Source organism: Treponema sp. R8-4-B8, from assembly GCF_054786175.1.
This window is the reverse complement of record NZ_BDHE01000004.1, coordinates 23,086-45,003: the sequence shown is the minus strand read 5'-3', so window position 1 is coordinate 45,003 and position 21,918 is coordinate 23,086. Positions and strand designations below refer to the sequence as shown.

The 21,918-nt window shown below is 43.7% G+C and carries 15 protein-coding genes; 6 read left to right on the top strand and 9 right to left on the bottom strand.

The features are described 5' to 3' along the window. A complete protein-coding gene (locus ACYVRA_RS01325) occupies nt 1-3,345 on the top strand; it encodes an ATP-binding protein (RefSeq protein WP_461250947.1) in 3,345 nt (1,114 codons plus the stop codon). Further along, nucleotides 3,342-6,833, top strand: coding sequence for an ATP-binding protein (locus tag ACYVRA_RS01320; RefSeq protein ID WP_461250946.1), 3,492 nt, complete (start codon nt 3,342-3,344; stop codon nt 6,831-6,833). Before ACYVRA_RS01325 ends, ACYVRA_RS01320 begins: the two co-directional genes overlap by 4 nt. Before the next feature lie 186 nt (nt 6,834-7,019). On the opposite strand, the gene ACYVRA_RS01315 is transcribed toward ACYVRA_RS01320, so the two are convergent. Beyond that, nucleotides 7,020-8,216, bottom strand: coding sequence for an NADP-dependent isocitrate dehydrogenase (locus ACYVRA_RS01315; RefSeq protein ID WP_461250945.1), 1,197 nt, complete (start codon nt 8,214-8,216; stop codon nt 7,020-7,022). Between the two features lie 268 nt (nt 8,217-8,484). On the opposite strand from ACYVRA_RS01315, the gene ACYVRA_RS01310 reads away from it, so the two are divergent. After that, nucleotides 8,485-9,636, top strand: a complete 1,152-nt coding sequence (locus tag ACYVRA_RS01310) for a hypothetical protein (RefSeq protein ID WP_461250944.1) — start codon at nt 8,485-8,487, stop codon at nt 9,634-9,636. A gap of 237 nt (nt 9,637-9,873) precedes the next feature. On the opposite strand, the gene ACYVRA_RS01305 is transcribed toward ACYVRA_RS01310, so the two are convergent. Together ACYVRA_RS01305 and ACYVRA_RS01300 are read right to left on the bottom strand one after the other, a co-directional pair. Further along, nucleotides 9,874-10,782 (bottom strand): hypothetical protein, encoded by a 909-nt coding sequence (locus ACYVRA_RS01305; protein WP_461250943.1) that lies wholly within the window; start codon nt 10,780-10,782, stop codon nt 9,874-9,876. Between the two features lie 288 nt (nt 10,783-11,070). Continuing rightward, entirely contained in the window at nt 11,071-12,003 is a 933-nt protein-coding gene (locus tag ACYVRA_RS01300; RefSeq protein WP_461250942.1) for an Rpn family recombination-promoting nuclease/putative transposase, read from the bottom strand. 178 nt (nt 12,004-12,181) lie between these two features. On the opposite strand from ACYVRA_RS01300, the gene ACYVRA_RS01295 reads away from it, so the two are divergent. After that, the gene (locus ACYVRA_RS01295; RefSeq protein ID WP_461250941.1) at nt 12,182-13,054 is read left to right on the top strand and encodes a hypothetical protein; all 873 of its coding nucleotides are present in this window, start codon (nt 12,182-12,184) and stop codon (nt 13,052-13,054) included. A gap of 237 nt (nt 13,055-13,291) precedes the next feature. Here ACYVRA_RS01295 and ACYVRA_RS01290 read toward each other — a convergent pair whose 3' ends face one another. Continuing rightward, nucleotides 13,292-14,116, bottom strand: coding sequence for a hypothetical protein (locus ACYVRA_RS01290; RefSeq protein ID WP_461250940.1), 825 nt, complete (start codon nt 14,114-14,116; stop codon nt 13,292-13,294). 165 nt (nt 14,117-14,281) lie between these two features. Next, on the bottom strand, nt 14,282-14,422 hold the full coding sequence (locus ACYVRA_RS01285) for a hypothetical protein (protein ID WP_461250939.1): 141 nt from the start codon (nt 14,420-14,422) through the stop codon (nt 14,282-14,284). 929 nt (nt 14,423-15,351) lie between these two features. On the opposite strand from ACYVRA_RS01285, the gene ACYVRA_RS01280 reads away from it, so the two are divergent. After that, a complete protein-coding gene (locus ACYVRA_RS01280) occupies nt 15,352-16,425 on the top strand; it encodes a hypothetical protein (RefSeq protein ID WP_461250938.1) in 1,074 nt (357 codons plus the stop codon). Nucleotides 16,426-16,710: 285 nt separating this feature from the next. Here ACYVRA_RS01280 and ACYVRA_RS01275 read toward each other — a convergent pair whose 3' ends face one another. Together ACYVRA_RS01275 and hisS are read right to left on the bottom strand one after the other, a co-directional pair. After that, the gene (locus ACYVRA_RS01275) at nt 16,711-17,112 is read right to left on the bottom strand and encodes a DUF1016 N-terminal domain-containing protein (protein ID WP_461250937.1); all 402 of its coding nucleotides are present in this window, start codon (nt 17,110-17,112) and stop codon (nt 16,711-16,713) included. A gap of 53 nt (nt 17,113-17,165) precedes the next feature. Then, entirely contained in the window at nt 17,166-18,476 is a 1,311-nt protein-coding gene (hisS, locus tag ACYVRA_RS01270) for a histidine--tRNA ligase (protein WP_461250936.1), read from the bottom strand. A 237-nt stretch (nt 18,477-18,713) separates the two neighbouring features. On the opposite strand from hisS, the gene ACYVRA_RS01265 reads away from it, so the two are divergent. Then, nucleotides 18,714-20,069, top strand: a complete 1,356-nt coding sequence (locus ACYVRA_RS01265) for an MATE family efflux transporter (protein ID WP_461250935.1) — start codon at nt 18,714-18,716, stop codon at nt 20,067-20,069. A 129-nt stretch (nt 20,070-20,198) separates the two neighbouring features. On the opposite strand, the gene ACYVRA_RS01260 is transcribed toward ACYVRA_RS01265, so the two are convergent. Together ACYVRA_RS01260 and ACYVRA_RS01255 are read right to left on the bottom strand one after the other, a co-directional pair. Further along, a complete protein-coding gene (locus tag ACYVRA_RS01260; RefSeq protein WP_461250934.1) occupies nt 20,199-20,738 on the bottom strand; it encodes an NADH peroxidase in 540 nt (179 codons plus the stop codon). 64 nt (nt 20,739-20,802) lie between these two features. Continuing rightward, a complete protein-coding gene (locus ACYVRA_RS01255) occupies nt 20,803-21,855 on the bottom strand; it encodes a WD40 repeat domain-containing protein (protein ID WP_461250933.1) in 1,053 nt (350 codons plus the stop codon). Nucleotides 21,856-21,918: the final 63 nt, after the last annotated feature.

The following is a 21,918-nucleotide window of genomic DNA, read 5'->3' as shown; positions in this document are numbered from 1 at the left end:
ATGCCAACAATTAAAAAAATAAAAAAAAGGAAAAGACAAAACATCCTTCTTCATATGCAAATTTTATTTACAGTCATTGCTTTTTTATTGATTTTTTCCGGATGCGAAAAACCGCCTAAAAAGACTGGCGGTGAAAACTTCGCGTTAGCTACGTACCGTGACATTCCCGGCGTAACAGGCGATGAAATAGCCGCTATAGAGGCATTTAAAGAAAAACATTCTTCTTTTGTTTACGGGATGGGTTATTCCACTGAGACATTCATCTCGGAAAAAGGCGAAATTGACGGATTTACCGCCCTGTTCTGCGAATGGCTTTCGCGTTTTTTTGGAATTCCATTTAAGCCCGCCATTTTTGAATGGGACGATTTGATTAATGGAATCAATAATAAAAAAATTGATTTTACCGGAGATATGACTCCAACTGATGAAAGACGAAAAGTCTATTTTATGACCGACCCTATTGCCGAACGGGCGATAAAAACATTCAGGCTTGCGGACTCTATGCCCATTTTGGAAATAATTAATTCTCGCCCGTTGCGCTGTTGTTTTATGGAAGGCACTACTACAATAAGCGAAGTTACTTCGCGCTTGCATGGCGAGTATGAAATTGTCCTTGTAAAAAATGACAAAATCGCCTACCAGACGCTTAAAAACGGTGAGGCCGACGCTTTTTTTAACGAAGGTCCCGCAGAAACCGCCTTTGATAAGTATGATGACGTAAAAAGCGAAAGTTTTTTCCCGCTAATTTTCAGTTCGGTCTCCTTGACGACCATGAATCCCGAGCTTGCCCCTATTATCTTGATAATTCAAAAAGCGCTGCAAAACGGATGCCGTGAATATTTATCAAGTCTTTATGTAAAGGGGTATAATAATTACCGAAGGCATAAACTGTTTTTACGCCTTACTAATGTAGAAAGAGCGCATATACGAGCGCATCCCTTCGTATCGTTTGCCGCTGAACACGATAATTACCCAACCAGCTTTTATAATTACTATGAAAATGAATGGCAGGGAATTGATTATGACGTATTAAAAGAAGTGGAAATGCTTACAGGCTTAATTTTTAACATTACCAATGATAAAAATACGGAATGGCCGGATTTGCTCAACTCGCTTGAAAATGGAAAAGCGTCCATGATAAGCGAACTGCTGGAGACGGAAGACCGCGTCGGATCTTTCCTGTGGCCGAATACCAAGTTAAAAACCGATAATTTCATGTTAATTTCAAAATCAAACTTCCCTGACATTAATTTTAATGAAATTAAGACTTTCAAGGTAGGTTTAATTAAAGATACCGGATTTGCTTCAGCCTTCAAATCATGGTTTCCAGACCATAAAAAAACTATAGAATACGGAACCGCCGATTTGGCTTTTAAAGCTTTGAAACGCGGGGAAATTGATTTGCTTATGGGTAATTTTAGCCAACTCCTCATGTTTACCAATTTTTATGAACAGACAGGCTACAAGGCAAATTTAATTTTCGATTATACTTCCAAAGCCACATTTGGGTTTAACAAAAACGAAAAGGTCCTCTGTTCAATTGTAGACAAGGCCCTCTATATGATAGATATAAACAAAATTTCCCAGCAGTGGATGCACAAGACCTTTGATTACAGCGCTAAAATAGCGCGCTCTCAGCGTCCGTGGCTGATCAGCGCGGTGGTTTTGTTTTTTTGGGTAATTGTTCTTTTATTTATTTTATTTCAAAAAACGCGCCGTGAAGGAAAACAGCTTGAAGTACTGGTTAGGAAACGGACAAACGAACTTGTGATTCAAAGCGCGACTGTCGCTGCCGCATTTGACGCGACACCCGATCTTTTGTTTTGCAAAGATTTGAATTCGAATTTTATGCGCTGTAATAAATCATTTGAAAAATATTTTAATATCAAAGAAGCTGACATTGTAGGTAAAGGGGACGTTGACGGCCTGGGAATACCGCCCGAAATAGCGGCGCAATACATAGATAAGGATCTCAAGGTTATTAAAGAAGGCAAGATGTTGGTGCTTGAAGAACCAATACCCTCCGCCGACGGAACCGTTCAGTTATTTGAAACGTCCAAAGTTCCGCTGGTGCAAGACGGTCAGACAATCGGAATGCTTGCCGTATCGCATAACATAACGGAGCATAAAGAAATGGAAGAACAGGCGCTCAGCGCAAGCCGCGCCAAATCGACGTTTCTTGCCAATATGAGCCATGAAATACGCACGCCCATGAACGCCATTACAGGGATGATAGCGATAGGAAAATCCGCTTCTGATATTGAACGCAAGGACTACTGTTTTACAAAAATTGAGGCAGCGTCGCGGCACCTTTTGGGAATAATTAACGACGTTCTTGACATGTCCAAAATTGAAGCCAACAAGTTTGAGCTTTCGCCTGTTGAATTTAATTTTGAAAAAATGGCGCGTCAGGTTATAGACGTTATCAATTTTCGCGTGGACGAAAAAAAACAAAAACTTACCGTGCATATTGACAACGCCATTCCCCGAACCGTCATCGCCGACGACCAGCGGCTTGCCCAGGTTCTTACCAACCTTCTTGGAAACGCGGTTAAATTCACGCCGGAAGAAGGCTCTGTCGGCCTAAATGCGAAATTTCTTGGAGAGGAAAACGGACTGTGTACAATAGAGATTAGCGTAAGCGATACCGGTATCGGCATCAGCGCCGAACAGCAGAAAAACCTGTTTAAATCATTTCAACAGGCGGAAGCCGATACGACGCGCCGTTTTGGAGGATCCGGGCTTGGCCTTGTAATTTCACGCAGCATTATCGAAATGATGGGGGGAAAAATTTGGGTTAATTCCGAACAGGGAAAAGGTTCCGTTTTTACATTTACGGTACAAGTGAAGAAAGGCGTTCACGCTAACGATGATCTTCCAAGTGAGAATGTTAAAGATGTTGAGAAGCCGGACATTGCCGGTATTTTTGCCGGACATCGCATATTGATGGCTGAAGACGTTGAGATTAACCGCGAAATTGTAATGACCTTGCTTGAACCGACCCAGTTGGAAATAGACTGCGCTGAAAACGGCGTAGAAGCCGTCCGCAAATTCAGCGAAGATCCCGATAAGTACGATTTAATACTAATGGACGTGCAGATGCCAGAAATGGACGGCTATGAGGCGACTAGGCGCATAAGGGCCGTCGAAGCCATACTGCATACCGCTTCCAAAGAAAAGGGAATTCCGATAATTGCCATGACTGCTAACGTATTTCGTGAAGACGTTGAAAAGTGTCTTGAAGCGGGAATGGATAGCCATTTAGGCAAGCCGCTTGATTTTGATGAAGTTTTAATAAAATTGAAAAATTATTTACCGCCTTCAGGAGGGGATAAAAGCAAATGATGCGGACATCAAATGTAATATATAAAATTTTTACTTTTATTTCTTTATTGTTTTTATTTTCAGCATGCGGAAAAACATTTAAAAACACTGACAGTGAACATTTAGCGTTTGCTTCGTACCTCGACATTCCCGGCGTAACCAATGAAGAAATTACCGCTATTGAGGCGCTAAAGGAGAAAACCCCTTCCTTTGTTTACGGAATGCTTTCAACCACTGAAACTTTTGAAATCGGGAACGGCGAAATCGGGGGATTTACCGCTTTGTTATGCGAATGGCTTTCACGGCTTTTTGGAATTCCGTTTAAGCCCGCTATTTATGAATGGGGCGATTTAATCGCCGGGATAAACTCAAACAAAATTGATTTTACCGGAGAAATGACCGTTACCGATGAACGGAAAAAAACATGGTTAATGACTGACGCTATCGTAGGACGCACCGTAAAAATAATAAGGCTTTCGAGCAGCAAACCCATTTTAGAAATCATCAATTCGCGCCCGTTGCGTTGCTGTTTTTTTGAAGGCACTATCACAATAAGAGACATTACTTCGCGCTTGCAGGGCGAGTATGAAATTATACTGGTGAACGATTATTATTCCGCCTATCAGAAACTTAAAGACCGCGAAGCCGACGCTTTTTTCTTAGAGAGTTCTATGGAAAGCTCCTTTAGCGTTTTTAAAGACATAATATCAGAAGATTTTTTGCCAATAATTTACAGTCCGGTTTCCTTGACGACCGGTAACAATGACCTTTGGCCTATTATCTCAGTCGCGCAAAAAGCGCTGCAAAACGGTTCTTTAAATTATATAAACAGCCTGTATAAAAAAGGAGAAAACGAGTATAAGCGGCATACTCTGTTAACGCGCCTATCCGAAGAGGAAAGGGAGTATATTCAAAAACATCAAGTAGTGTCATTTGCCGCCGAGTATGATAATTACCCGATCAGTTTTTACAATAAACATGAAAAAGAATTTCAAGGGATTGCCTATGACGTGTTAAAAGAAGTGGAAGCGCTTACAGGTTTAACTTTTAAAATTGCAAACGGCAAAAACGCCGAATGGCCTGAATTACTGCATTCGCTTGAAACGGGAAAAGTATCCATGATAAGCGATCTTTTACAGACAAAAGACCGCGCCGAATTATTCATTTGGCCAAAGACCGCGGTTATGACGGATAATTACGCACTCGTATCCAAATCGGATTACCCCAGTATTAGGATAAACGATATAATGAGCGTAAGGGTCGGCTTAATGAAGGACAGCGCCTACGCCTCATTGTTCCGAAGCTGGTTTCCGGATCATAAAAACACGGTTGAGTACGAAAGCTCAAAAGACGCCTTTAACGCTTTAGATCGCGGCAAAGTTGATTTGGTGATGGCGAATTTAATTCAACTTCTTATGCTGACCAATTATTATGAACGTTCAGGCTACAAGGCGAATATCGTGTTTGATTATTCATCTGAATGTACCTTTGGATTTAATAAAAACGAAACTGTTCTTTGCTCTATTGTTGACAATGCGCTGCGCCTTATTGATACAAAGGGAATCTCGGGACAATGGATGCGTAAGACTTTTGATTATAGTATAAAATTGGGGCGTTTGCAGCGCCTGTTGTTAATTACCGTGGCTGTCTTGCTTTTAATTGTGCTGGCGCTTTTAATTTTCTTCTTTAAAAGAAAGCACTTTACGGAAATATGGCTTGAAGACATCGTGTACAAACGCACCACTGAAATTCAAAAACAGCATAAACTTGTAAGTCTGGTAAATAATGCCGCGGTCTTTCTGCTGGAATCGGACGCATGGGAATACAAAGCAACGATAAGCAAGGGCATGGAGATAATCGCCCGGCATGTTAGTGTTGACCGTATTAGCATCTGGCAAAATAGCCGCAAGGAAGATGGAATACTTTACTACAGGCTTGTGTGCAGTTGGGCGAATAAGGGGTTGCCCGATTTGGACTCGAATACCGATTTCGCGTATAAGGACATTATGCCAAACTGGGAAGTTCTCTTTAATAATGGAGGGTATGTAAACGAGATTATTGACAACCTTACCGAACCGGAGAGAACAAATTTGGCTGTTTTTAAAATTCAATCAATCCTTGTGTTTCCGATTTTTTTAAAGGAACAATTCTGGGGATATATCAGTTTTGACGATTATAAAGATAAACGCGTATTCCCTGAAACGGAATTATTTATTCTTCGCTCCTGGGGTTTGCTTGCCGTAGGATCCATTCAGCGCGGCGAAATCGCCCTCGATATGCGGCGTACCCTCACCGAGCTTGTTAAACTTCAGGTGGAACTGGAAACCGCGCTGGAAGCCGCGGAGGCGGCAAACCGCGCCAAATCAACATTCCTTGCCAATATGAGCCATGAAATGCGCACGCCGATGAACGCCATTATCGGCATGGTCGCGATAGGGAAACCCTCTGCCGATATAGGGCGCAAGGATTACTGCCTTACAAAAATTGAAGACGCGTCGCGGCATCTGTTAGGTGTAATCAACGACGTTCTGGATATGTCAAAAATAGAAGCGGGAAAATTTGATCTGTCGCCTGAAGAGTTCGATTTTGAGAAGATGATTAGGCGGGTTATGGACGTTGTCAACTTCCGCGTGAATGAAAAAAAGCAAACGCTTAATGTGCATATAGACGATACTATTCCGCGAATCCTTATCGCCGATGACCAGCGGCTTGCCCAGGTTATTACCAACTTGCTTGGAAACGCGGTAAAATTTACGCAGGAAAAAGGCATTATTCAACTTGACGCGCGGTTTTTGGGTGAAGAAAACGATCTTTGCGCCATAGAAATTTCAGTAAGCGACAACGGAATCGGCATTGACGCCAAGCAGCAGGAACGCCTTTTCACTTCATTTCAGCAAGCGGAGGCGTCTACAACGCGCCGATTCGGAGGTTCCGGACTTGGACTTGCCATTTGTAAAAGCATTGTCGAAATGATGAGCGGAAAAATCTGGATAAAATCCGAACTGGGAAAAGGTTCTGTTTTTACATTTACGATAAAGGCAAAGAAAGGCGAAAGTAATAAAGCAATTGACCGCGCCCTTACGGAGAATGGGAAGGAAGAGAAAAAGGTTAATATTGACGGAATTTTCGCGGGACGGCGCGTGCTTTTAGCCGAAGATGTGGAAATAAACCGCGAGATAGTGGTGGCGCTGTTAGAGCCTACAAAACTTGAAATAGACTGCGCCATAAATGGGAAAGACGCGGTAAAAAAATTCAGTGAAAATCCGGATAGTTATGAATTAATTTTTATGGACATACAGATGCCAGAAATGGACGGTTATGAGGCGACGCGGCGCATTCGGGCGATGAACTCGCCAAAAGCTAAAAATATCCCGATAATTGCAATGTCAGCTAACGTTTTTCGCGAGGATATTGAAAAATGTCTTCAGGTAGGCATGAACGGCCATTTGGGAAAACCGTTGAATTTTGATGAAGTACTGGAAAAACTAAAAACCTTTTTGTTAGTTTAAAATTATACGAAAGATTTCACACAAAGAACACAAAGGAAGAGAAGATCACAAAGAAGAGTCAGGGGTTTTTGTCCGTTATCTTATCGTGAGGCTCACATGTAGCTTTCGGACAGAAACCCCTGATCCCCTCTTTGTGTTCTTTGTCTCTTTGTGATCTTTGTGAGAAATTTATGGAATAAATTTTAATTAAAGAGATTTAGCCGCAAGATCAATAAAGTCCCATGAATTTAAGATTTTATCGGGCGGCGGGTCGGAAAGTTTCGCTAAGTCTCCGGTCATATTTCCTGATTCAATTATTGTAAGCAGAGTCTTTTCAAGTTTTTTTGCGAATGACGCAAGTTCAGGCAGATTGTCAAGTTCCGCGCGTTTTGACAGGGCGCCGCTCCACGCGAAAATAAGCGCGGCGGGGTTAGTGCTGGTTTTTTCTCCTTTTTGCCAGCGGTAGTAGTGCTGCTGTACCGTCCCATGAGCCGCCTCATATTCAAAAACTCCGCTTGGGGAGACAAGAACGCTTGTCATCATCGCAAGGCTTCCCGCCGCGCTAGCGATCATGTCGCTTTGAACGTCGCCGTCGTAATTTTTGCACGCCCACAAAAAGCCCCCTTCGCTTTTTACAGAACGCGCCACCGCGTCGTCTATCAACGTGTAGTAATATTCAATTCCGGCGGCGGCGCATTTCTCTTTAAACTCGGTCTCGTACACTTCATTAAAAATTGTTTTAAAACGGCCGTCGTATATTTTAGAAATCGTGTCTTTCGTCGCGAACCAGATTGGCAGTTTCTCCGCGACAGCGTACAAAAAACAGGCGCGCGCGAAACTTCTGATTGAATCGTCAAGGTTATGCATTCCCTGAACGACGCCTCTCCCCTTAAAATCCGCTACTTTTACGCGGCGTTCGGTTCCGTCGGCCATTGTGTAAACCAGTTCCACCTTGCCCGGCCCATCAATTTCCATTTCCGCGGCCTTGTAAACGTCGCCGTAAGCGTGGCGGCCGATAACAATCGGCTTTTTCCAAGTGTTCACGGACGGCTTCACGCGGCTTACGGTTATTGGCTTACGGAACACTGTTCCGTCAAGAATCGCCCTGATTGTCGCATTTGGGCTTGGATGCAAATATTTTAAATTATACTCTTTCTGCCGCGCCGCGTTAGCTGTAATGGTAGCGCATTTTACCCCCACGCCAAATTTTTTAATAGCCTCGGCTGACTGTACCGTTATTTCATCATTGGTGTTATCCCGATTTGTAAGGCAAAGATCATAATATTCTGTTTTAAGATCAATAAAAGGAAGAAGCAATTTTTCTTTTATAACTCCCCATAGAACGCGCGTCATCTCGTCCCCGTCAATCTCGACAATGGGCGTCTTCATGCTTATTTTTGCCATGAGTACATTATACCGGCGTTTTCGCGGAGTGTAAACGCCCGCATTTTAAATAAACTCTCCAGGAAAAATCAAATATTTTGACTTATTTCGTATCCATTATAACTGCTAATCCACTGCACAAAAAAAAGGTTCGTTTATTTTTAGCACTCCAAGCGGAAAAATAACCGAGCCAAAAAACCTCCCTTAAAGGGAGGGGAGTGGGAGATAAAGAGGCACAGGACGCTCGTGCGGCGTTCTCTCTTATCTAAATAGTAGGAGGAATTTTAGTATGAAAAAACTGATTGTTCTATCAGTAGTTTTCGCGTTGGTGGCTACTGCCGCTTTCGCTGTGGATTTGGGAGGCACTGTAATCGGGAATGTAACACTGGTACAGAGCGACACCAGTGATGATGCCGAAATTATCGGGTACGGCTCATTTAAGAGGCTTCGTTTTGAAGGTTATGGTGAAGCGGCTGAAGGTAAATTCGGTGGCTGGCTCCGCTTAGGCGATGGCCAATCTCCTGGTTTTAGCGGTTACGCGTTCTGGAAGCCCATTGACCAGTTTAAACTGCTCATCGGTGGAAATCCTGATGGTATGTACGGAAAAGAAGGAACAGCCGGCTGGATGTTCTATCAGACTCCTTATGATACCGGCGTTACAATGCCCGGCGATAACACATGGGGCGGAGCAAATATTTACGGTCAGGGACTCAAATTTAGAAATGCGTTCTTTAGGGGTTTTGGTGATAATGGTCTGCACTTGAACATTAAACCCATAGACATGATTGGCATTAACATTGCTCTTCCGTTTATTTCCAAGCTCGAAACTGATAGTGATGGTAATCCCATAGGTGCGAAAGCAGAGGACGTTTTCAAAGCCGTGGTTGCTCAGCTTGACTTAAATTTTGATTTTGGAAACATCGCCATAACCTATGAAGGAGAAGGCTCATACATAGCGAATGGAAATAACAATTGGGCAGGCGCTGGCGGCACAATATTCGCCTATTTCGGCGGCAATTTTGGCAGCTTGGGTTTGGATTTCGGATTGGGCTACAATTTGCCTGATGACAATGACCAGTCAGCTCCCTTGGCAGTCGGCTTGGCTTTAAAGGTTGGCTTTACAGATACTGTTGGACTTAAGGTCAGATTAGCGGGAAGCTTTGCCGGACAGGGCGACAATAAAGACACGAATATTCTTGCCGACATACTCCCCTACTTCAACCTTGGCGACAACCTTGCGGTCTTTGTAAGCGTCGGTCTTGGCTTAAAGTTGCCTGATGGCGGCGGTGACGCGGTAATAGGCTGGCACTTTAACCCATACATCCAAATTGGCGAAGAATGGGGCGCGAAATTCGTAGCCGGCGTTCAAGTTTCATCTAATGGTGGTGAAGATGCCATTATTAAATGGGCAGTTCCCATCGCGATTAGCATTGGCTTCTAAGAAATTGAGCGCGTAGGGAATAAATCCTTATAACGCGAAAAAGGCTCTCCGAGAGGGGAGCCTTTTTTTTGCGCGGAGACTCACACAAAGAACACTAAGGAAGAGAAGATCACGAAGGGGGGATTTTTGTCCGAGGGCTTATGCGCGGGATTCACGATAAGATGAGGGACACTCCCTCTTTTTTCCCTCTTTGTGATCTTTGTACCTTTGTGATCTTTGTGTGAGGCTTTTGGGGAATTACTGCTGATACAACGGTTTTACTTTTTCAGGATCAAGCTGGGTAGCGGATATAACTGTCTCAATAGGAAGCCCTAGCTTGACCATGTTTTGCGCGATACTGAACGATTTTCGCTCTTCACCCTTGGCTATACCTTTAGCTTCACCCCTGGCCTCACCTCTGGCCTCACCTCTGGCCTCCCATTTGGCAGCCAAACCTGTTTCTTCAATCACTTGATCAAACCTATTTTCCATTTTTATTTTCTCCTTCATGGCCTTATCATTTGCTCCGGCTATTACATAAAAATACGCGCCTAACCGCGCCGCCTTTCCTTGCCGCCTTATCTCATCACTTACCCGCGAAAACTCCGCATACCCCAGTTCGTTGCTCAGGCTTTTTAACCACAGGTTTTCTTCCACTGGTAGTTTCCTGCTTTCAATTACCTGTATGGGCAAAATGTCCCCCCTTACAGTATATATCCCTAAGCCGGTTTCCGCAACATCGTAGCCCCGCTCGTTCTTTAAGTGATCCAGCAGTTTTTTGGGATAACCGGTTTCCACAAAAGAGACTGTCAAATCAGTTATAGGTACCTTATTAAAAGAAGCGTAAAGGCAGGCGTAGCCGTAGACTTTGTAGAAATCGGCTACCGACACATAATCCCCCGGGCTTTTATATTCCAGTAGGTTCCACTCCCTGAACATGGCGGCGATGTTCTTTTTAATAACGACATCTTTCGCTTTTTTTATAACTACGCAGTCTATCCGCAAGGGCTCAGAAGTGAGCTGGTATTCGGGATGGAACTCCAGAACGTCCTGATACTCCTGAAGCTCCATTTGCAACGCTTCCACAAAAGCTGGGTGCCACGAAATACGCGCTGAGTCTGAATCAATGTTTTCTTCCGTGTTCGTTTTTCTTTTTTCTGTCGGCATAGTTCACTCCCGGAAACAAGGTTTTATATCAAAAATTGACATACCCTATATGGGTGCGAGGTAGCGGTTTTGCTTGACCGAAAATTTAAAAATTTTGAGAAAATTTCTCACGAAGGGGGAATAGGGAAGAGATTCTCACAAAGAACACTAAGGAGGAGAAGAACACGAAGAAGAAGAGGGGGGTGTACGAAAGCTATGCGCGGGTTTTACGATAAGATGAGGAACAAAAATCTTTTTACCTCTTTGTGATCTTGGTGTGAGACTTTTGGGGAAAAAAATAGTTTTATGTCATAACCTGGTAATTGTCTTTGTTGATAGCCCGGTAACAGATTGTATCTGTTCCTCCGAAAAACCCATTGTTTTCATTTTTCGGGCATTTTTAAGGTTGGCCTCATTACGGCCTCTTCTACGGCCATCTTTAAGGGCTTTTCTTTGCGCGGTTACCACTTCGTCTTGATAATCCATATCGCATTTTATCCGATATGACTCGCGTATGTAATCCAATTCTTTCTGCGTGAAACCTTTCATCGTTTTTACCGCCATCGCTATGCCCTCCTCCCGATTGATTATATCAACAATTTTACCCCTTTTTTCGGGATCTGTCAAATATTCTATAAATACCGCCCACAGTTCCGCGTTTGTCATCTTTTCTATCGGTTTTTCGGCTATGGGTTTTGTCTTTTCAAGTTCAACGGTTATTATTCTGGTCTTTCCTCCCAAAGAAACCAGGGTCTTGGGATCATAATAAATAAAATCATGAATTAGGTCTTTGTCAGGAAAAAAATTTTTCTTCGCTAAAATGGCTATTTGATATGTCTTTTTCAAATCGATATAATTTTTGCCTTTTCCATGAAGCTCCTGCCCCGCGAACAGCCTTGCGGCGTGGTACTCAAGACGCACATGCTCGTTTGCCTTTGGGTTGAAGGACATTTCAACGTTTATCGGCTCGCCTTTTTTTGTTTTGCAGGCGATGTCGAAACGCAGATACCGCTGCCTAAAATCGCTCACCGGCGGTTCGTTGGCTGTGATTGTCCCCACCGTGATGACGCTGCCTATAAGCGCGAAAATCAGGTCGGACAGCGCGGCTCTTGAATTAGCGGTGTCCCTTGTGAATACGGCTTTGAACACCGGGTCGTGGCGGATGTCATAGACTTGCGTCCCGCCCTCGAAAGGGAATGGCCCCCACTCGTACTGGGTGGGATTTTGATTTTTAGATTTCATTAGGTCTCCTTAACAACAAAATTGTTGTCGCCTATATATGGCGTGCAGATGCGTGGCGCTTGACCGAAAATGAAAATTTATTTGAAAATTTTTAAAAACAGTCAAGCAAAACCGCTACCTCGCACCCATATAGGGTATGTCAATTTTTGATATAAAACCTTGTTTCCGGGAGTGAACTATGCCGACAGAAAGTAGAAAAACGAGTACGGAAGAAAACATTGATTCAGACTCAGCGCGTATTTCGTGGCACCCAGCTTTTGTGGAAGCGTTGCAAATGGAGCTTCAGGAGTATCAAGACGTTCTGGAGTTCCATCCCGAATACCAGCTCACTTCTGAGCCTTTGCGGATAGACTGCGTAGTTATAAAGAAGGCGAAAGATGTCGTTATTAAAAAAAACATCGCCGCCATATTCAGGGAGTGGAATCTTCTGGAATACAAAAGCCCCGAAGATTATGTATCGGTAGCCGATTTCTATAAGGTCTACGGTTATGCCTGCCTTTACGCTTCTTTTAATAAAGTGCCAATAACTGATTTGACGATTTCTTTTGTAGAAAGCCGTTACCCTAAAAAATTGCTTGCTCATTTAAAAAATGAGCGTGGTTACGATGTTGCAGAAACCGGTTTAGGGATATATACTGTAAGCGGAGATATATTGCCTATACAGGTAATTGACAGCAGGAAACTTTCTGCCGAAGAAAACCTGTGGTTAAAAAGCCTGAGTAACAGACTGAAGCACGCAGAATTTTCGCGGGTAAACGCTGAGATAAAACGGCAAGGAAAGGCGGCGCGGTTAAGCGCGTATTTATATGTAATAGCTGGAGAGAATGATAAGGCTATGAAGGAGGAAATAAAAATGAAAAATAGGTTTGATCAGGTGATTGAAGAAACGGGCTTGGCTGCAAAATGGGAGGCCAGAGGTGAAGCCAGAGGCGAAGAGCGAAAATCGTTCAGTATCGCGCAAAACATGGTCAAGCTAGGGCTTCCTATTGAGACAGTTATATCCGCTACCCAGCTTGATCCTGAAAAAGTAAAACCGTTGTATCAGCAGTAATTCCCCAAAAGCCTCACACAAAGATCACAAAGGTACAAAGATCACAAAGAGGGAAAAAAGAGGGAGTGTCCCTCATCTTATCGTGAATCCCGCGCATAAGCCCTCGGACAAAAATCCCCCCTTCGTGATCTTCTCTTCCTTAGTGTTCTTTGTGTGAGTCTCCGCGCAAAAAAAAGGCTCCCCTCTCGGAGAGCCTTTTTCGCGTTATAGGGATTTATTCCCTACGCGCTCAATTTCTTAGAAGCCAATGCTAATTGCAATGGGAACTGCCCAGTTGATAATGGCATCTTCACCACCGGCTGACCAAACTTTGACGCCTGCTAAGAATTTCGCACCCCATTCTTCGCCAATCTGGACGTATGGGTTAAAGTGCCAGCCTATTACCGCGTCACCGCCGTCATCAGGCAACTTTAAGCCAAGACCGATGCTTACAAAGACCGCAAGGTTGTCGCCAAGGTTGAAGTAGGGGAGTATGTCGGCAAGAATATTCGTGTCTTTATTGTTGCCCTGTCCGGCAAAGCTTCCCGCTAATCTGACCTTAAGTCCAACAGTATCTGTAAAGCCAACTTTTAAAGCCAAGCCGACTGCCAAGGGAGCTGACTCGTCATTGTCATCAGGCAAATTGTAGGCCAATCCGAAATCCAAGCCCAAACTGCCAAAATTACCGCCGAAATAGGCGAATATTGTGCCGCCGCCGCCTGACCAATTATTATTGCCGTTCTGTATGTATGAGTTATCTCCTTCATAGGTTATGGCGATGTTTCCAAAATCAAAATTTAAATCCACCTGAGCTACTATGCCTTTAAATACGTCCGCTACTTCTTTGTCGCCGTCATCGGTTGGCCAATACGGAAGAACAAGGTTAATGCCAATCATGTCTATGGGTTTAATGTTCAGGTGCAAACCATTATCGCCAAAGCCCCTGTAGAATGCGTTCCTGAATTTAAGGCCTTGACCGTAAATATTTGATCCGCCCCATGTGTTATCGCCGGGCATCGTAACGCCGGTATCATAAGGAGTCTGATAGAACATCCAGCCGGCTGTTCCTTCTTTTCCGTACATACCATCAGGATTTCCGCCGATGAGCAGTTTAAACTGGTCAATGGGCTTCCAGAACGCGTAACCGCTAAAACCAGGATTCTGACCATCGCCTAAGCGGAGCCAGCCGCCGAATTTGCCCTCGGCCGCTTCACCGTAACCTTCAAAACGAAGCCTATCAAATCCGGATTATCCGGTAATTGGAGCATCCTCGCCAGTGTCGCCAGCTACCAGTGTTGTAGTCGCGATTACAGTGCCTCCCAAATCCACAGCGAAAGCGGCAGTAGCCACCAACGCGAAAACTACTGATAGAACAATCAGTTTTTTCATACTAAAATTCCTCCTACTATTTAGATAAGAGAGAACGCCGCACGAGCGTCCTGTGCCTCTTTATCTCCCACTCCCCTCCCTTTAAGGGAGGTTTTTTGGCTCGGTTATTTTTCCGCTTGGAGTGCTAAAAATAAACGAACCTTTTTTTTGAGCAGTTAAGCTCATTCAACACAGGCGACAATCAACGATTGCCTTTTTGCCTATGTATAATACTAATATACAATCTATCATACTTTTGTCAAGTAATCAACTAATTTTTTTAAATAATCATTCATTTTTTGACAAAATTTTTAATTAAGATTGACAAAAATTCGCGCGGAAATAATACCAAAATATTAATAAATTATATTAATATAATACATATTTTCCGAATATAATAGTAATATACCACAAAATATTAAAAATTACCACACATATTTCAGATATTCATATTGATATTTTTTTTCTCCTCAATTTTTTCTGAAAATAAATGTTGAAATTGACGTAAATTTTTATGTCAAACGCCTAATTACTATAAAAATATTCCATATAAAGGAGGTTACAGGCCGCGAAAAAATATTTATTGACAAATTATTTCGATATTCACCGCCCGCTTCAATAATATTTTTTCTTATTTAAATAATAAATTTATTTTTATCAATTTTTTTTATCAATATTTTTCTTTTAATTATCGCATAACAGGCGATAAATATTTTTCATTTAATCCTTAAAACAGCCTCATATTATACGCATTTAACTGCACAAAATAAAGGTTCGTTTATTTTTTACGTTTCACGTTGAAAAATAATTGAACAAAAAAACCTCCCATACGGGAGGGGAGTGGGAGATAAAGAGGCACAGGGCGCTCGTGCGGCGCTCTCTCTTATCTAAATAGTAGGAGGAATTTTAGTATGAAAAAACTGATTGTTCTATCAGTAGTTTTCGCGTTGGTGGCTACTGCCGCCTTTGCTGTGGATTTAGGCGGTACCGTAATCGCGAATACAACGCTGGTAAGTGGCGAAGCGGGCGATAATGCCAGTGATGATATTACAGCAAGCGCCAACTTTAAACGGCTTCGCTTTGAGGGTTATGGTGAAGCGGCTGAAGGCAAATTCGGCGGTTGGCTTAGGTTAGGTGACGGTGGTAGTCCTGGTTTTAATGGTTACGCGTTTTGGAAACCCATTGATCAGGTTAAAGTACTCATCGGCGGAAATCCTGACGGCATGTACGGAAAAGAAGGAGTAACAGGCTGGATGTTCTATCAAACGCCTTATGATACCGATGTATTAGTACAAGGTAACGTATGGGGCTGGGGACCTAACCCGGCTAACGGTGATTGGGATAATGGAGGAAATTATAACATCTATGGTCAAGCAATTAAAACCAGAGACGCGTTCTACGGCGGCTTTGGCGGCGATGCTCTGCACCTGAATATTAAACCCATTGACATGATTGGCATTAACCTTGTTCTTCCATACTTTGACAACGAAAAAGTAGCAGACGTATTTGGAAACATCACAGCGCAAGTGGATTTAAATTTTAATTTTGGAAACATCGCGTTTACATTTGCGGGTGATTCTGCAAACTCAGGCGGAAAAATCTTTGCTTATTACGGCGGAAATTTTGACGCTTTGGGCTTGGATTTCGGTGTTAGTTACGGATTTGGCGATGGCGATGCTCAACCCATCGGCATTGGGTTAGGCGTGAAGTTTGCCACAGATGCGTTCGGCATTAAATTCCGCACCGCTGCAACTTTAGCGGGCGAAGATAAGGCTACCAGAGTACTGGTCGATTTACTCCCTTACTTCCCCCTTGGTGACAACCTTGCAGCCTTTGTAAGCGTTGGTATTGGTTTGACGCTGCTTGATGGAGGTGACACTATGTTTGACTGGCATTTTAATCCATATCTCCAGATTGGAGAAGAATGGGGCGCGAAATTCGTCGTTGGCGTAAAAGCTTGGTCTAATAACAATGGCGAAAAAATCAATTGGGCAGTTCCCATTGCAATTATCGTAGGCTTCTAAGAAGTTGAGCGCATAAGGAATAAATCCTTATAACGCGAAAAAGGCTCTCCGAGAGGGGAGCCTTTTTTTTTGCAAGAGACTCACACAAAGAACACAAAGAAAGAGAAGATCACGAAGAAGGGAATTGTTGTCCGAAAGCTATGCGTGGGCTTCAATATAAGATGAGGGACAAAACCCCTTTATTCTTCTTCTTTGTGATCTTTGTACCTTTGCGCTCTTTGTGAGAGGCTTTTGGGAAATTATTTTGGGAATTATTCCTGATACAATGGTTTTAACTTTTCAGGATCAAACTGGGTAGCCGGTATCTTCGTCTTCCTCTTCGGATTTAGCCGCCATCATAATAATGATATTGTTCGTCCAGCTAATTTCTCTCACCAGTGGTGAGAGTTTTTCGTTTCCGGCATAGGTTTCATAGAATTGCTTCATTCGCCAGATATTTTGAGGCGAAAAACCTTTTATGCCCTTAAAATGAGATTGGATAAACCTGGAAAACTCCTGAACGACTGATTTTCCCCAGTTGGCAGCGGTAACTTTTTCATTAATGAAACGCCCGATTTCCCAATACATAGAAATTAGTTCATGGTTTACCGCGCGAAAGGCGTTTTCACGGGCATGCTCTATGATAGAAATAACTTCTTCAAATGTGGCTTTATTGTTCTGCATTAAATTTTTATTATCAGATTTCATACCAATTACCCCCTTCTTCCTCTTTGCGTTCTTTGTACCTTTGCGTGAGTCTTTTACGATAAAATCTTTAAAACAGCCTCTTCAACCGAGACTTCAAAATTATGCCGACCGGCAAGGTCGCGCAGGGTAAGAGTATCGTCAAGCGGGTTTTCTCCCGGTATTATCACATAATGCAAGCCCTTTTTTTCGGCGAATATGTATTGTTTGACAAGGTCAATCTGCTCCGTAAAAACTTCACAGGGCAGGCCCTTCCGCCGCAGTTTCTCCGCGAGCGCCTGATACTGTCCGGATTTTTCAACGTCCGCGCAAACTATGGCGGCGCGGCAGTTGTTCGCGTTGGGCAGTTTGTTTAGGCTTTCAAGCGCGGAAAGAAGGCGGTCAAGACCGATGGAAGAGCCGACCCCGCTGATTGAGTCCTTGTCTTTGGAGTACAATCCGGCGAGGTTGTCGTAACGGCCGCCCGAGCAAATCGACCCTATGTCGGGAAGCTCGTTTAAAAATGTTTCAAACACTACGCCGGTGTAATAATCAAGCCCGCGCGTTATCGAAGGGTCAAGAACGAAGGGGTCGGCATTTTCGGCTTTATCACAGACGCAAGCATCGCGCATAAATTGATGGAGAGCCATAAGCCGCTTCGATTCCTCGCAAGCGCCGCCTGACAGTTCCGTTATGCGATCAAGAGTTTCAGCAAAGCCGCCCTTTGCCCCTATAAACTCAAGTATTTTTTCAGCGTTTTTTTCACCGGCAAGTTCAGTTAAAGTTTTTCGGGTCTCGTTCTCGCCCACTTTTGAAAGTTTGTCAACTGCGCGAAGAACGTCGGCGGATTTATCGCTTTGCCCGATGTGTGAAAGAAAACGGTTAAAAAGCCCTCTGTGGTTTACGTGAATGGTAACGTCCAGCCCCAAGTTTTGCATCGCGCGGCGGATTAAAAAAATAATCTCAAAATCAGCCGCCGCGCCGTCGCTTCCGATGATGTCAAAATCGCACTGGGTAAATTCGCGGTAGCGCCCTCTTTGGGTATTTTCGCCGCGCCACACCTTGCCTATGTGGTAGCGTTTAAAAGGGAATGAAAGCTCGGCGCGGTGAAGCGCGACAAAACGGGCAAAGGGGACGGTTAAATCGAAACGCAGGGCGACATCGCGCTCCCCGTTGTCCTTGAAGCGGTAAATTTGTTTCTCTGTTTCTCCGCCGCCCTTGCCAAGCAGGATTTCCGCGTATTCAAGAGCGGGAGTGTCAATGGGAACAAATCCAAAAGAGCGAAACGTATTTTCAATATTTTCGATCAATCCCCGCCGCGCGATTTCCGCGGAAGGGAGAAAATCTCTAAACCCTTTTAGAATTTTAGGTTCAATATAAGTTGCCATATTGATACTATATTTTAAAATTTTAAAACGGACAAGGGATTCGGGAAGAACTCACACAAAGAACACGGAGGAAGAGAAGATCACGAAGAAGAGAAGAGGGGGGTCTGAAAGCTATGCGCGGGTTTTACGATAAGATAACGGACATAAACCTCTGATTTCCCTTTGTGTTCTTTGTTCCTTTGTGATCTTTGTGAGAAGTCCTTGGAAAAAAATTTAAAATAATGTTATACTGAAACCATGCCACCAGATACTCCATCAGCCAATAATGAAAAGTTTATCAAAATGACCACTTATCCTGTAGAGAAAAATATCCTCGCTCTTGCGGGGCCAAGCATTTTAATCATGTTGATTTCAGCTATCTACAATATAACCGACACGTTTTTTGTCAGTTCTTTGGGGACAAGCCATGTGGCGGCTGTCGGTATAGCGTTTCCGCTCATGGCGATTATTCAGGCTATGGGCTTTTTCTTTGGGCAGGGGTCGGGAAATTATATATCGCGGGCTTTAGGGGCGCAAAATACAGACGGCGCTTCACGCATGGCGGTAACGGGGCTTGTCAGCGGTTTTATCGGGATGGCGATGGTAGCCGCCGCGGGACTCGCGGTCCTTGGGCATTTGGCGGAATGGCTTGGCGCTACGCCTACGATAAAACCGCACGCTAAGGAATATATTTTCTTTATTTTGCTGGCCTCCCCCTGGATAGTGTCAGCTAATGTTTTAAACCAGCAGCTTAGGTTTCAGGGAAGCGCCGCGATAGCGATGTTCGGGATGTTGTCGGGGGCGATTTTAAATATTTTTCTTGATCCGCTTTTTATTTTTGTTTTTGGAATGGGGGTAAAAGGAGCGGCGGCCGCCACGTTGATCAGCCAGATAACAAGTTTTTGCATACTCTTTTTTTATTGTACGACGCGCAAGGGAAATATTACGATTAACTTTAAACTATTTTCCCCTTCATTAAAGCGTTACTCTGAAATGTTTAAAGGCGGGGTTCCGGCGCTTATCAGGCAGAGCCTGATGAGTATCGCTTCTATTATTATCAATCATTTCGCGAGACCCTACGGAGACGCGGCGATTGCGGCGATTTCAATTTCCAACAGGATTGCCATGTTCGCCACTTCGGTTGTTCTGGGTTTTGGACAGGGGTTTCAGCCGGTGTGCGGATTTAATTACGGCGCGAAATTGTACGGCAGGGTAAAAAGAGCTTTCTGGTTCTGCGTAAAAATTTCCTGCACAGGCTTGTTTGTCATTTCAATAATAATGGCGATATTCGCTCCCCAAATCATAATGCTATTCAGAAAAGACGATTTGGACGTAATAGCGATAGGCGCGTTAGGACTGCGGCTTCAATGTATAAGCCTTCCCTTCACGGCGGGCATAATAATGGTGAACATGATGACCCAAACAATGGGAAAAGCCCTAGAAGCAAGCATAGTCGCCTTCTCCCGCCAAGGAATATTCCTAATCCCAAGCCTTTTCATTTTAGCGCCCCTCCTCGGCCTTAACGGCATTCAGTTAGCAAGACCGGTATCTGAGCTTGCTAGTCTTTTAGTAGTAATCCCTGTATTGATTAAAACTCTTAAATCATTGGAATAGTGAGCAATGAGCAGTGAGCAATTAGCAGTGAGCAGTGAGGTTGTTGTTAGCAAGCGCAACGTGTTATTTCACGAGCGTATAACGAACAACATCCTTACTGCTCACTACTCACTATTCACTTCTAACTTTTTAGAAGTATCTCTTTAAAAGCCCTTTAAATCCAGCGCAATGTCTGGCTTCGTCGCGGGCCATTTCGTGTACTGTGTCGTGAATCGCGTCTAGACCTTTTTCTTTTGCTCTCTTGGCGATGTCTGTTTTTCCCGCGCAGGCGCCAAATTCGGCTTCTATGCGTAATTCAAGATTTTTCTTTGTGCTGTCGGTTATGACTTCGCCTAAAAGCTCGGCGAACTTCGCGGCGTGTTCCGCTTCTTCATAAGCGTAGCGCTGATACGCGTCGGCGATTTCAGGATAGCCTTCGCGCTCCGCCACGCGGCTCATAGCCAAATACATTCCAACTTCGCAACATTCGCCGTTAAAGTGCGCTTGCAGATCTTTTACAATGTCCGCGTCAACGCCCTTCGCGATCCCGACTACATGCTCAGAGGCATAACTGCCGCCCGCAACCTGTTCTTTAAATTTTTCAGCCGGAGCCTTGCAGGTAGGACACTGTGCAGGCGGCTGATCGCCAGTATGCACATAACCGCAAACCGAACAAACCCATTTTTTCATATTTCTCTCCTTATAAATAAATTATGTTAATTATATTACTTTTACAAAAAAAGACAAGAGTTTATTATGACTTTTGAATGCCGATTGTTCTGATTAATTTGCCTGTTTTAGCGTCCCATAGTTTGATGCTTGTATCGCGGGAGCCTGAAAGAATCTGTTTGCCGTCAGGACTGAATGTTACTGAAAAAACCCATGAAGTATGTCCGGAAAATGTTCTGATTTCCCTGCCTGTCGCGGTATCCCAGAGTTTAATCGTGTTATCGCTGGAACCTGAGCCGGAAACTATTTGAGCGCCGTCGGGACTAAAACAAACGGAATTAATCCAGCCTGTATGGCCGGATAATGTTTTAATTTCCTTGCCTGTAGCCGCGTCGCATATTTTTATATTGCCGTCGCCCGAACCAAAAAGAATTAAATTGCCGTCGGGGCTGAAACTGATTGAATAGAGGCTTTCCCTGTATCTTGGAAACGTTCTAACTTCTCTGCTTGTAACCACGTCTAAATTTTTTATAGTTGCCAAAAAATTTCCGGTATTATCGGTTTGATCCAAAAAGACGATCTGTTTGCCGTTAGGATTGAAAGCCACGGATGTAATCATCCCTAACTGACCCCAGAAAGTTTTTATTTCTCTTCCTGACGATATGTCCCAAAGTTTAACCATGCTGTCCGAGAAACTGGAAAGAATTTGTTTGCCGTCGGGACTGAACGCCGCGGATGTAGTCATGCCCATAAACCCTGAAAAGGTTCTTATCAGCGTCCCTGACTCCACGTCCCAAAGTTTAACGGTATTGTCATAAGAACCGGCTGAAACTATCCGCGCTCCATCAGGGCTGAATGCTACCGAATTAACCCATGAAGTGTGGCCGGTGAAAGTTTTTATTTCCATGCCCGTCGCCGCGTCCCAAAGCTTAATGCTGTTATCGCCTGATCCTGAAACAAACCGGCTGCCGTCAGGGCTGAACGCTACCGATAAAACAGGCCCTTTATGCCCCTGTTGAGGAACAATTTCAGGCTTGGGTTCAGGTTCCTTAAAAATTTCTTTTATTGTTTCGGTTGATTTACATGTGTTTAGAAGAATGGCTATTAATAGGAAGAAAATAAATTTTTGAAGCTTCATATCTGATTTTCGGAAAAAAAATGGAGTTTTATTACCGCGAAACAACGCGAAATAATGAATTGA